14 protein-coding genes and 1 pseudogene are annotated in these 12161 nt (G+C 67.1%); 7 read left to right on the top strand and 8 right to left on the bottom strand.

Translation table 11 applies throughout. The annotated features are described in order from the left end of the window. Positions 1-44: 44 nt before the first annotated feature. The 6 genes from P1Y20_RS15100 to nthB all read right to left on the bottom strand — a co-directional run bounded on the left by P1Y20_RS15100 (position 45) and on the right by nthB (position 4898). Positions 45-1598 (bottom strand): sodium:solute symporter family protein, encoded by a 1554-nt coding sequence (locus P1Y20_RS15100; RefSeq protein WP_304449536.1) that lies wholly within the window; start codon positions 1596-1598, stop codon positions 45-47. Further along, positions 1591-1911 (bottom strand): hypothetical protein, encoded by a 321-nt coding sequence (locus P1Y20_RS15095; RefSeq protein ID WP_304449535.1) that lies wholly within the window; start codon positions 1909-1911, stop codon positions 1591-1593. The genes P1Y20_RS15100 and P1Y20_RS15095 overlap by 8 nt, the downstream gene beginning before the upstream one ends. A 242-nt stretch (positions 1912-2153) precedes the next feature. Further along, the gene (locus P1Y20_RS15090; protein WP_304449534.1) at positions 2154-3008 is read right to left on the bottom strand and encodes a DUF6282 family protein; all 855 of its coding nucleotides are present in this window, start codon (positions 3006-3008) and stop codon (positions 2154-2156) included. Beyond that, the gene (locus P1Y20_RS15085; RefSeq protein WP_304449533.1) at positions 3005-3550 is read right to left on the bottom strand and encodes a nitrile hydratase accessory protein; all 546 of its coding nucleotides are present in this window, start codon (positions 3548-3550) and stop codon (positions 3005-3007) included. Before P1Y20_RS15085 ends, P1Y20_RS15090 begins: the two co-directional genes overlap by 4 nt. Further along, on the bottom strand, positions 3547-4194 hold the full coding sequence (gene nthA, locus P1Y20_RS15080; protein WP_304449532.1) for a nitrile hydratase subunit alpha: 648 nt from the start codon (positions 4192-4194) through the stop codon (positions 3547-3549). The genes P1Y20_RS15085 and nthA overlap by 4 nt, the downstream gene beginning before the upstream one ends. Continuing rightward, the gene (gene nthB / locus P1Y20_RS15075) at positions 4191-4898 is read right to left on the bottom strand and encodes a nitrile hydratase subunit beta (RefSeq protein WP_304449531.1); all 708 of its coding nucleotides are present in this window, start codon (positions 4896-4898) and stop codon (positions 4191-4193) included. Before nthB ends, nthA begins: the two co-directional genes overlap by 4 nt. Before the next feature lie 246 nt (positions 4899-5144). On the opposite strand from nthB, the gene P1Y20_RS15070 reads away from it, so the two are divergent. The 3 genes from P1Y20_RS15070 to P1Y20_RS15060 all read left to right on the top strand — a co-directional run bounded on the left by P1Y20_RS15070 (position 5145) and on the right by P1Y20_RS15060 (position 7549). Then, the gene (locus P1Y20_RS15070) at positions 5145-5747 is read left to right on the top strand and encodes a DJ-1/PfpI family protein (protein WP_304449530.1); all 603 of its coding nucleotides are present in this window, start codon (positions 5145-5147) and stop codon (positions 5745-5747) included. A 120-nt stretch (positions 5748-5867) separates the two neighbouring features. Continuing rightward, positions 5868-6512, top strand: a complete 645-nt coding sequence (locus P1Y20_RS15065; RefSeq protein WP_304449529.1) for an SDR family oxidoreductase — start codon at positions 5868-5870, stop codon at positions 6510-6512. A 152-nt stretch (positions 6513-6664) separates the two neighbouring features. Further along, positions 6665-7549 carry an NAD(P)-dependent oxidoreductase gene (locus P1Y20_RS15060; protein ID WP_304449528.1) on the top strand — a complete coding sequence of 295 codons (885 nt, stop codon included), beginning with the start codon at positions 6665-6667 and terminating at the stop codon, positions 7547-7549. Here P1Y20_RS15060 and P1Y20_RS15055 read toward each other — a convergent pair whose 3' ends face one another. Next, complete coding sequence (locus P1Y20_RS15055) at positions 7550-8095, bottom strand: carboxymuconolactone decarboxylase family protein (RefSeq protein WP_304449527.1); 546 nt, start codon at positions 8093-8095, stop codon at positions 7550-7552. Positions 8096-8197: 102 nt separating this feature from the next. On the opposite strand from P1Y20_RS15055, the gene P1Y20_RS15050 reads away from it, so the two are divergent. The 4 genes and pseudogenes from P1Y20_RS15050 (at position 8198) to P1Y20_RS15035 (ending at position 10822) form a co-directional block, all read left to right on the top strand. Next, on the top strand, positions 8198-9037 hold the full coding sequence (locus tag P1Y20_RS15050) for an MBL fold metallo-hydrolase (RefSeq protein WP_304449526.1): 840 nt from the start codon (positions 8198-8200) through the stop codon (positions 9035-9037). Positions 9038-9233: 196 nt separating this feature from the next. Then, positions 9234-9431 (top strand): annotated as a pseudogene (locus P1Y20_RS15045) (DUF7342 family protein); the annotation flags it as partial. 8 nt (positions 9432-9439) lie between these two features. Continuing rightward, positions 9440-9874 carry a toxin-antitoxin system TumE family protein gene (locus tag P1Y20_RS18775; RefSeq protein WP_368662181.1) on the top strand — a complete coding sequence of 145 codons (435 nt, stop codon included), beginning with the start codon at positions 9440-9442 and terminating at the stop codon, positions 9872-9874. A 165-nt stretch (positions 9875-10039) separates the two neighbouring features. Beyond that, positions 10040-10822 (top strand): DUF7847 domain-containing protein, encoded by a 783-nt coding sequence (locus P1Y20_RS15035; RefSeq protein ID WP_304449523.1) that lies wholly within the window; start codon positions 10040-10042, stop codon positions 10820-10822. Between the two features lie 653 nt (positions 10823-11475). On the opposite strand, the gene P1Y20_RS15030 is transcribed toward P1Y20_RS15035, so the two are convergent. Then, a complete protein-coding gene (locus P1Y20_RS15030) occupies positions 11476-11949 on the bottom strand; it encodes a hypothetical protein (RefSeq protein WP_304449522.1) in 474 nt (157 codons plus the stop codon). Between the last annotated feature and the right edge of the window lie 212 nt (positions 11950-12161).

Below are 12161 nucleotides of genomic sequence, written 5' to 3'. Positions count from 1 at the left end.
ACGGGGCGGCCGTGCAGGGGGGTCGAGTGTCGGGTCTCCTCGACTCAGTCGTCGCCCGGGACCGCGTCGGTCGCCGACGGGTCGTGGACGCGCATCCCCTTGATGAGTACCTCGCGGTACTCGTTCTGGTGGGCCATGGGAACCGGCGTCGTCACCTTCGAGACGACGTAGTAGACGAGGGTGGCGAACAGAAGTCCGTACACCGGCGGGCCGAAGAACGGGAAGATAGCGCCGAACGGCGTCCAGATGGAGAGCTGCATGAAGACGAGACCGAGCAGGAGCGACCACTTCGCCCCTGCGGTCGAGGCGCCCTCCCAGACGAAGAGCCCGACGACACAGGGGAGGTAGAGCAACGCGAGCGCCACCCCGTCGGTGGCGAGCGGGATGATGGCCTGCTCCGCGGCCGGACTCAGCGCGAACGCCAGCACGATGGCGGAGAACACGACGGTGAAGTACCGGCCGATCTGCCCCTCCCGCGTCGAGGCCATCTCGGGGCGGAACGGCCGTTTGACGACGTCGCGGACGAAGATGGAACTGGAGGTGAGGATCTGGCTGCTGATGGTCGACATCCCCGCGGCGAACGCGGCCACGACGATGAACAGCGCCCCGGCGGGGAAGATCTCCGTGTACACGTACGTCATCAGTCCGTCCGACGGGATGCCGTCGGGGAGTTCGGGGATCATGCCCGAACTGACCCCCCCGATGATGACCGCGGAGAACGTGATTATCCACAGCGCGGCGGTCCCCGAGAGGATGGACGTCTTGGCGATGACCTTCGGGCTCTTCGCCATCAGCATCCGCTGCCACATGTGGGGGATGAACACCCACGCGACCGTCCAGATGAGCGCCCCGGTGTACCAGGCGCCGGGGGACTCCGACTCGGTGAAGACCCACAGGTCCTCGTTGTTCTCGAGGGCGAGCGAGAACCCGGTCTCGATGCCACCCGCCCAGAGGGCGACGACGCCCGCGGTGATGACGAGCAGGCTCATGAAGATGGCGCCCTGGAGCGTGTCGATCCAGGCCACCGCCCGGAGCCCGCCGACGTACAGGTAGAACGTCACCATCACCATGAGCGCGACGACCCCCCACGTGAAGTACTGCGGCGAGCCCATCGCGCCGACGAGCGCCTGTGCGGCCCCGGTGAGCTGGATGACCGCGTACGGGACGAGTGCCAGGATGGCGATGGCCGCGACGAGTATCCGGACGCCGTCGTCCTCCTCGTAGAACCCCGCCACGAGGTCGGAGGGGGTGATGTGGCCGAACTTCTGCCCGAGCAGCCAGAACCGGGTCCCGACCACCCAGATGAGCAGGGCGCCGGTGATGTTGAAGAAGGCGAAGTACAGCCACGAGGTCCCGCTCGTGTAGTAGGTGCCCGGTCCCCCGAGGAACGCGAAGGTGCTGTACCACGTCGCGAGCACGGTCCCCGTCAGGACCAGCGTGCCGAGCCCGCCGCCGAGGTAGTAGTCCTCGGGCTCGACGCTGAGGTGCTTGTTCGCGTAGTAGGCGATGACGAGGACGACCACCATGTAGAGCCCGAGGACCAGCAGGACGTTCCGGAGCGTGAGGATTCCCCCCTGCAGCGCGAGGGGGTCAGTCATCGGAGACCACCTCCGGTTCCTCTACCTCGGGGGGCGCGTCGACGTCCGCGACGTCCAGGTCTTCGGCCGCGTCGGCCCACGGCTTGAACAGCAGGACGTACGTCGCCACGAGCACGAGGTAGATGACGCCGTACCAGAAGTAGTGCCAGGACACGCTCTCCGGGAACGGTCCGAACAGCCGGGGTTCGTTGAAGACGAGGCCGAACACCGACAGTCCGATCGCGACGAACGCGACCAGGACGACCGCCAGGAGCACCTTCCCGGCCCTCGACCGCGGGAGTATCGGGAAGGCCCGGAGTTCGAGGCTAGACATGTCGCCCTCCCGTAACGTACTCCACGTACTGATGATTGTGCTTGTGTCTGACAGGCATGGCACTAGCAGTGTAACCGATTGAAATAAAGATATCGCCGGGGTATCGAGCGACGACGCGTCTCCTGTCGACGAACCGACGACTCGCCCCCGACCAGTGGCGCGGCTGGCCACACCGGTTCGCCGGGGAGGGGTCGAGTGGCGGGTTCCTCGCATCCGTGTCGACGTCGCTCCCCGCTCGCCCACTAGAGACCGAACAACTCGACCGGCCGGTCGCGCACGAGTTCTCGGACCGTCGACGCGGGCACTCCGGCGTCGACGACGCGGCGGGCGAACGCGGCCAGGCCGTCGACGGGCGAGTTGCCGACCTGTCCGTAGTCGGTGGCGAGCAGACAGCGCTCGGGGCCGACCCGGGCGACGGCCTCCGCGACGCGTTCGACGGAGTGCCCCTCGGTGCTGTCGACCGCGTAGGCGCAGTACTCCATCGTCGCCCCCTGCTCGGCGAGCGACTCCTGGGTCGCTATCGAGAGCTCCGTGGCCCTGAAGAAGGGGTGATTGACGAGTACGTCGGCACCCCTGTCGGCGCAGGCGGCCACCACCGCCTCGACCTCCTCAGCGCCGACGTGACCGGTCCCGAGGACCGCGCCGTACTCGGCGACGAGGTCGACGATCTCGCTGGTCTCCTCGAGTAGCGACCCGTCGCGCGCCACCACGAGCTCCTCGTCCGGGCCGGGGAGCCGCTGGCCGACGAACGAGTCCGCGCCGGCCCGGCGCTCCTGCCGGGCGTGGTTCGCGCTCCAGGCGGTCGGAAGCCAGACGATTCGGCCGCCCAGTTCCAGGGCGATTCGCACCGCCTCGGGGTTGAGGCCCCCCGTCCCGGCGTTCAGCGCGACACCTCCGTAGAGCAGGTCCTCGCCGAGCGCGCGGTTCACCTGGTCGACCCGCCCGACGGTCGGGACGACGTGGCTCTTCACCACGAGGCCGCGCATCCCCGCGTCGCGCGCTTCGCGGGCGAGGTCGAGGTCGAACGCGTACCGCTCGACCAGGTCCGGCGCGGTGTGGACGTGGACGTCGACCGCCCCCTCCAGCGAGACGCTCACCGGTCGTCTCCGCCGCGCGCGTGGTCGTGGTCGTGGCCGTGGTCGTAACCCGTCCCGTGTGAACGGTCGTGGTCCTCGGCGTGGTCGTGTGCGTGGTCGTGCGGGTGCGCGTGGTCGTGGCTGTGTTCGCCCTCGACGAACTCCGACGCGTCGCGGTCGCCGTCGGCGAACGCCCGCACTCGCCGCTGGACCTCGTCCGGGTCGACCAGCCCCTCCTCGAGCAGGACCCGTTCCAGCGCCCGGAGCCACTGTTCGTAGTAGGTCGACTCGGTGTAGGCGGACGCTCCCCCCGACGACGTGCCGTCGGGCCCGGCCGCACCGTCCCCCTCGGCCCCGACCTCCGCGACGAGGCGTCGCTGGAAGTCGTTCCACGAATAGATATCCGCATCGTAGGAGGAGAGCGCGACGGCGAGTGCGAACGCTCGTGCCTGCCACGGCGCCTCGAACCTCGGTTCGTCGGCGTCGTTCAGGAGGGCCGAGAGCACCTCCCCGGATGACGAGGCCGCATCGTCTCGGTCCGACCGCCCGTCCTCGTCGGTCATGCCAACCGGTCGACCCCGATCATCGAGTCGCGCGTGACGTGTTCGACGAGTTCCGCTTCGTCCAGGCCGTCGGTCCCCGGCGGTCGCTGGGGGAGGACCATGTAGCGGAGTTCGGAGGTGCTGTCCCAGACGTCGACCGCGACGTCGTCGTCGAGGTCGACACCGAACTCCTCGCGGAGCAGGGCGCGCGGTTCGCGGACGACGCGCGAGCGGTACGAGGGCGATTTGTACCACGTCGGTGGGAGTCCGAGGACCGCCCACGGGTAACACGAGCAGAGCGTACAGACGACGACGTTGTGGGTCTCCGGGGTGTTCTCCAGGACCTCGATCTCCATGACGTCGCCGTTCACCTCGACGTCGAGTTCCTCGATGGCCGCCATCCCGTCGTCCAGCAATCGGCGGCGGTACGCCTCGTCGGACCAGGCGCGCGCGACGACCTTCGCGCCGTTCAGCGGGCCGATCTCCCGTTCGTACGTGGAGACGACGGCGTCGACGGCGTCGGTCGAGAGCAGTTCCTTCTCGACCAACAGCGACTGGAGGGCGCGGGCGCGCGGTTCGGGGTCGTACTCCCGTGCGAGGGCTTCGACGGTCTCGTCGATCGATGCTCGGGTCGAGTCGTCCGGTGGGTGGTCGTGGTCGCTCATTCGTTTACGTGTTCGAGGTAGCTCTCCCAGAGTTCGACGCGAATCGTGTCGCCCGCACTCTCCGACTGTGAGTCACCGCTGTGGTCCTCCCCACCGTCGGCATCCCAGAGTGCGCCCAGGTCGAAGGCGACGTTGTACACCGGTTCCGACCCGTCGCCGCCGTGGGCGTGCGCGTCGGGCAGGGTGTGGGTTCCGCGGTACTCGGTGACCGTTCCGTAGGCGTTGCGCACGTAGCCCGGGCAGCGGGTGTGCCCGTCCGGGTGCATGTGTCGGACGCGGACGGTATCGCCCGCCTCGAAGGCGGGTTCGCGGTCGTCCTCCCACGCCGCGTACGCGTCGACGACGCCGTCGACGAGGTCGTCGATGAGCGTCGGGTCACGACGCTCGGTGACCGTCGCCTCGCCGTCCGCCATCGCGGCCGTCCGCTCGCGCAGTTCCCCGGGCGAGATGACGCCCTTCTCGACGGCGAGCGTCGAGACGCCGACCAGCCACCGGTCGTAGTAGGCCGCCGTGAGGTAGTGTGCGGGGTCCATCCGCTCGATGGCGTGTCTGAACTCGTCCATGTTGTGGACGCCGGAGCCGAGCGTCCCGGTGAAGGCGCTGTGGACGAGCCCCTCCCAGTCGTCGTGATAGCCGACGACGTCGTCGTGTGGGTCCACCGGGGGGAACCCCTGCATCCCCCCGAGGTCGTGGATACCGTCCATAGTGGCGTCATAGCATAGCACGTTGTTAATACTTGCTGGCCCGCGTGCCGGCGACGTACGCTTCGAACTCCGCCCTGGTCGTGTCCCGTACACACACCGAAGCAGCACCAGCAGTCACGGCGCGTGACCCGTCACCTCGTACCGGATTGGTGTGTCATCGTGTGGTCTCGGTAGGGGAGCCGGAAGAACCGGCACCGTGTCGAGGAACGGCACTACGGTTATGAGCACGTACTTCCACTCTCGGACATGAGAATCGCGTTCGTCGTGTACGACGAGTTGACGGCGCTCGACTTCGTCGGGGTGTACGACCCGGTCACTCGACTGGTCACGATGGGGTTCCGGGACGACGTCTCGTGGGAGATCTGTGCGCCCCCGTCACGGGCGACGGTGACCGCGACTGGCGGTCTCTCGCTCACCGCGACCGAGGTGGGCGAGCCACTCGACGCCTACGACGCGGTCATCGTCCCGGGGACGGTCGAAACCGAGGCGTACCGGACCGACGTGGCGTTCGTCGACTGGCTCCGCACCGCGGCCGACTGCGAGTACAAGGTCTCCGTCTGCACTGGTGCCGTCCTCCTGGGTGCCGCGGGCTTGCTCGACGGGCACCGTGCGACGACCCATCCGATGGCCTTCGAGGAACTCGCGCAGTACGCGACCGTCGTCGAGGACCGCGTCGTCGACGACGGGGACGTGATCACCGCGCGGGGCGTCACCTCGGCGATCGACCTCGGGCTTCACCTCTGCTACCGGTGGGGGGACGAAGACGTTCGCGCCGAGATCAAGGCACAGATGGACTATCCCTACGGGGACGACCTCCTCTCCGGTGTCGAACCGGGGCAACCGGAGTGACGAGGACGAACCACGGGAGCCGGAACCGTCGGGTGGCCGTGGCCGCGAGCAGTGGGTTCGTCGAGCAAAGGTCGGCCACCACAGTCCCTATTGAGAGTGCCCACGTCGATACGAGACACGATGCACGTCGCAGTCATCGGTGCGAACGGTGGAATCGGCCGCGAGGTAGTCGCCCGACTCGCGGACGCCGGGCACGACGCACTCGGCGTCGTGCGAGCCGAGTCACAGTTCGACGCGGTCCGCGAACGCGGCGGCGAACCGCGAGTGGGCGACCTCGAGGGGGAGTTCGTCCCGGCACTTCAGGGGGCCGACGCGGTCGTCTTCACGGCCGGTTCCGGCGGGGGGACCGGCTGGGACGAGACGCTCCTGGTCGACCTGTGGGGCGCGCGCCGAGCGGTCGACGCGTGCGTCGAGCACGGCATCGACCGGTTCGTCATGGTCAGCGCGTACGGGGCGGGCGACCCGTCGGCCAGCCCGGAGGCCATCCGCCCGTACCAGGTGGCCAAGCGGTGTGCCGACGACTACCTCGAGTGGTCTCCGCTCGACGCCACGGTTCTGCGACCGACCACGCTCACCGACGACGAGGGAACGGGACGCGTCTCGGCGGCCTTCGAACACCCCGAGGCGGCGGGCGCGGAGATTCCGCGCGCCGACGTCGCCCAGACGGTCGTCGCCTGTCTCGCACACGACGAGACGGTCGGCGAGACCATCCGGCTCTTCGGCGGCGACACCCCCATCGACGACGCGGTCCAGTCCGACGGCTGAGTACCGATTCCCCACCGAGCCCGGCCGTCGAACGGAACGACGCTCGGTCGAGACCTGAACGGTGCTCAGTCCCGAGAGAGCGACCGTCCGATGGCTGCCGTCCGACGTGTGCCGACGGTAGGTACTTGTCCCGAGGCGCTGATGCGTGTCGCATGACGTCCCTCGGGTTCATCGGCCTCGGACGGATGGGCGGTCGGATGGCGACGCACCTCGTTCGGGACGGACACGACGTCGTCGTCTTCGACCGGAGACGGGACGCGATGGCGGCCGTCGAGTCCGCGGGGGCGAAGGGAGTGGCTTCGGCGGCCGACGTCGGGGCCGAGGCGGACGTGGTCTTCCTCTCGCTGCCGAATCCCGGCGTGGTCGAGACTGTCGTCTCGGAACTGGAGACGACGCTCGGAGCGGGTGCGGCGATCGTCGACACCACGACGTCGACGCCGGCCATGACGCGGTCGCTCGCCGAGCGACTCGCCGACGACGGCGTGACCGTCCTCGGTGCTCCCGTCAGCGGGGGCGCCTCAGGTGCGGAGAACGGCACCCTCACCGTGATGGTCGGCGGCGACCGGGCGACGCTCGACGCCTGTCGCGAGTACCTCGACGCGTTCGCGGCGAACGTCGTGCACGTCGGGGACGACCCCGGCCACGGCCACGCCGTGAAACTGCTCAACAACTACCTGTCGAACACGGCGATGGTCGCGACCTCCGAAGCTATCGTGCTCGGCCAGCAGGTCGGCCTCGACGTCGAGACGATGTGCGACGTCTTCAACGTCAGCACCGGCCGGAACTCCGCCACCGAGGACAAGTTCCCCGACTACGTCTCGGCCGGCCGGGACGTCGATTTCGCTCTCGGGTTGATGGAGAAGGACCTCAGGCTCCTGTTACAGTTCGCCGAGGACAGTCGCGTCCCGCTTCTACTGGGCAGCGTCGTTCGCAGTCAGGTCGGCTGTACGCGAGCGCGCTTCGGCGACGACGGCGACATGACGGACGTCTACGACTACCTCCGCGAGACGATGGTGACCGACGAGACCGGCGACTGACTACTCGAGGTCCCAGCCGGCGAACTCGTCGCCCGCTTCGAGCTCGACGCCGAGGGCGTCGATGACGCGGCCGAGCGCGACGTAGCCGGCGGCGGTCGACGCGGTCCCGGCGACGGTCGCCTCGTCGAAGTGAGCGAGCAGGGCGTCGTGGAGTCCGTCGGTGACGCGGCCGCGGGCCACCGCACGCGTGTAGGCAATGAGCGTCCGTTCTGCCGCCGAGAACGGGGTCCGGTCGTCGCGGGCGAGCGCCGACATCTCTTCGGGTGTGAGTCCGGCGTCGGAGCCGATGGTGACGTGCTGGTGCCACTCGTACTCCGAGCCGACCTCGGAGGCGGCGGTCAGGATGACGAGTTCCCGCTGGCGGTCGGTGAGACCGGAGTGGGTCCAGAGCGACCCGAGGAACTCGCGGAAGCCGCGCAGCACCTCCTGGTTGTTGCCGATGGCGCTGTACACGTTTACGGTCTTGCCCGGCTGGAGCGACGACACGACGAGGTCCTCGTACTCCGAGTCGAGGTCGTCCTGCGTCACGTACGGAAGCCGTCCCATGCCCGAGTGGGCGGACGTGTTCACATAGTCCTTGCTATCGTGGCGCGTCCGTGGCGCACGGTAGACGGACGCCTTTACTACCGTGGCACGACATCACACGATATGAACGCCACGGACGACTGGTACGACGTCTCCCGGGTGGTGGACGGGACCTACGGCATCGACGAGTGCGACAAGTACGGCATGTACCTCGTCGAGGGCTCTTCCCGGGCAGTGTTGCTCGACACCGGCGTCGGCGTCGGTGCCCTCCGAGGACTCGTCGACGACCTGGTCGAGACGCCCGTCACGGTCGTCCTCACCCACACGCACTGGGACCACATCGGGGCCGCGTCCCAGTTCGACGAGGTGGTCGTCAGTCCGGTCGAACTGCCCGGTGACGGCCGGATTTCGGTCGACAGTATCTCCGACGAGTTCGCCCACCGGCCGCGGGAGTTCGCTCGACAGTGGCTCGCCGACGACAACGCGTTTCCCGACGACGTCGACCCCGACGAGTACACGGTCGAGGCGTTCGAGGCAGCGCCCGCCCCGATGGCGGACGGCCTTCCGCTCGGCGACCGCACCCTCGAGTTCCACCACCTCCCGGGACACTCCCCCGGCCACCTCGGGGTCCTGGACCCGGAGACGCGCGTTCTCTACGGCGGTGACATCGTCCACGTCGACCACGGTCTGTACGTCCTGTTCGAGGGGAGTAGCCTCGACGCCTATCTCGAATCGGTGGCCACGCTCAGAGACTGGCGCGACGATGGCCGCTTCGACGTCCTCGTCACCAGCCACAACGAGCCACTCGCCGGGTCCGAACTGTCGCTGCTCGACGACCTCCTCGACGGACTCCACGAGATCGCCGACGGCGAGCGGGAGTACGAGGTCGTCGAGACCACCTGGGGACGGGCACACTCGTACCGGGTCGGGACCTCGAACGTGCTGACGAAGCCGACCGTCTGAGGACGAATTCCCGGTCGGTCCCTCGGTTCGAGCACCGTCGAGTGACGCAGTACGACTACCTGTGAGGAGCGAAGACACGCCGAAAACGTCCGTCGAGCGTTCTGGGACGGCACTGGACGTCCTCTGACATCGCTCGGGCCGCTTCGAGACGCTGCGGTACCCGGTAGCTGGAGCACACCCGTTCGGATGCTTCATCGAGTACGAGGATGTGTACGACGCTGTATCGCCGGCCGCAGTCGACGCTGTTGCTGTCGCGGAGGCCAGCGACGAGCTGACTATCGACGACGTGTACGACGACCTCGCAGACTGGACAACCGCACGTGAGGAACGCAAACGCTTCGAACGCGCCCGTCAGCAACGCACGAGTGGCGAGCGCGAGCAGGCGTCCGGGTAGTCCTCTCGATGGGCCCACCGACAGGCGATGGCGGGAGCCCCGCGCCCATCGATCGCCCGATCCTCGAATTCCTTCAGACACGGCTCCAGGCAACGAGTCAGGTCGCAGAGGCGACCATCACGGATGGGGGTGGTCATCTCGAACTCAGTGTTGTACTCGCACCGTCGTACTATCCCCAGGCGGTCGAAGAGGCTACTCTGAGTGTTCGCTGGTATACGAACGACGACGTCAAAATTCACTATCGAGAGATACATCCCGAATGTTCCTGGGACTGTCGCTGGGATCGTCATCCGAACCCCCACAATACACGAGACCACCTCCACCCACCACCCAGCGCCCCCACAGCCGGAGACGATGCCTCCTGGCCGGACGATTATCGTGACGTGGTGCGGCTCGTCCTCTCTGAGATCGAAGACCGTATCGCTGCGCTGTGGGCCGAGTAAGACGGCCATCCACAGTTGTTTGTCTGCATGAGGACGGACGAGGCGGGCATCTGCGTCCACACGGCGTTCTAGCTACGTACAGGAGCGAGGGATAACCGCTCACACCGAATGTAACCCATCGGGAGCGTCATGTGAATTTATACTGACGGATACGAGATGGGGGGCATGGCCCTCCAACTCGGCCGCATGTTCGTCGACGGAACCAGACGGGTGCTGACCCGAACCGGCGGAATCCTGTTGCTCGCCCTCCTCGTGATTCAGCTCCTCACTCAGGCGGCGGTCAACACTGCTGTCCTCGGACTGTTCCCTCCCGAGGCGTCTGGCGAGCTCGAGGGGATGCTCGGCCTCACGCTGCCCGTCTCCGGGACGGTCGGTGGGATCCTCTTCGTCGTCGCGATACTCCTCAGCTCGGTGTACTTCGTGGTCGCCACCAGAGCCCTCGCCCGGCCGCTGGGCGACCTCTCGACGTTCCCGTCCGTCCTCTACACGCGCCGAATGGGACGTGCGACGCTCTCGATGGTCGTCGGGGGACTCGTCGTCGGCGTCTCCGTCACGATCGGACTGGCACTCATCATCGTCCCAGGTGTGTTTCTCACGATCTGCTTCCTGTTCTTCATCTTCACTGTCGGCGTCGAGGACCGGGGTATCATTGATGGATTGCAAGCGAGTTGGGCGCTGTCACGTGGGAACCGACTGAAGTTGAGTGTCTTCGTGGTACTCGCGTTCCTCGTCGGTGGTGTCACCGGTATCCTCGGGACGCTCTTCGACCTGGCGGGCGTCCCAATCGTCGGGGAGGTCGTGACGATTACGCTCACCAGCGCGCTTGCGCTGTTCGGCTACGGGTTGATGGCGGCGGCGTATCTGCAACTGCGCGACGACGACGCGGACGAGTTCGACGGCTCCGGAACTGCCACCCCTGCAGATGGTACTGCTGGCGTTGAGTACTGACTACCGCGTGCGACCGACCCTGCGGTTCTCCCCAGTCGGACGGTGCCTCGAACGGACCAACTCGACCGAACAGCTGAGGAAACCGCACCAGTCGCTGTGTTGTACAGGGCGTGGGGTTGCGTCCCTCGACGCGCTCGAGGAGTGAGAGACCCGTACACTACACGTGTCGACACGTGATGACCCCCGGCTGTTCCACGACGAGGTGCGATGATGAGGCTGGGGGGACTGCCACGAGTGTGTATCGAGAGCCGCGTGGCGCGATGCTGTTGCCCAACGAGTGACCGCCGTACATACGACCACGACTCGGAACGAGCGCCTTGGAATCGTCCCTGGGATACCTGGTATTCTCGTCTCACTGTTTCTCATCGCTCGAGGCGCTGGCATCGTTTGACGCACCGTCGCGAAGGGTAGTGCGGCGAGAGCCCCACGCTCTGTGTCTACCAACCGCGACAACCGACGTGCGAGGGCTGTTTCCACGACAGTCGGCGGTGAGTTAGCTGCGGAAGTCGTGCCGCGAGCCTTTCACGCGTAGCGACCCCTGACCAGCGGTCAATACGGGGCACGAGAATTGGTCCGGGTCACCCCCCGACCTGCGGAACACGCCGTCCGAGGTACGGGGGGTGCTGACTAGGGCCCGTCCCGACGGAGGGCAGTCACTGGTGCGTACTCGGCTCTCCACCTTGGGAAAGAGCCTCGTCGGTAGTGTCCTCGGCTCGGCACCGTCGACACGTCCGGGAGTAACGGACGTAGACGAGCCCGCCGAGGAGGACGACCGAGACGACCCCCAGCACGGGACGGAGCGGGTCGAGATACGTCATGAGCGCGGAACTACTGAACAGGGCGAGCAGGAAGGCGTTACAGATCGGACAGCCGAACGCCAAGAAGCCCCCCGCGCTGCCGAGCACCGCGAAACGACTGTCGTTCTGGTCCACGCTGTTCGACCGCTGTGCCACGTACACTCCGAGCAACCCGGACGTGAGACTCAGGAACAGATAATCGAGCGGCGTTCTCGGTACCTTTCGGATATAGAACGGGTTCGGGATGAGTGCGGTGACCACCCCGAACACGATGAACGCGCCAACCGCGACGATGGTCGCCTTGCCGACTTGCCGTTTCGAGATGTCCATTCGTCGTTGGCTTGGTCTATCGAACGCCACTTAACGTTCCGGGTTGCGCTCGCCGACGGGGCGTACCACTCTCGGGTCCGGACGTGACGGTACGCACGGAACTCGACCAGGAGTGGGTATCACGACCCTGATGCGGTTTCGACTGACACGCGTGCGATTCCCCCACCCGGACTCGCTCGATGGAGTACTCGAGTACCGAGTTGCACGCCTCG

This window comes from Halomarina ordinaria (genome assembly GCF_030553305.1).
GTDB lineage: Archaea > Halobacteriota > Halobacteria > Halobacteriales > Haloarculaceae > Halomarina > Halomarina ordinaria.
This window is presented reverse-complemented; position numbering and strand designations above follow the sequence as displayed.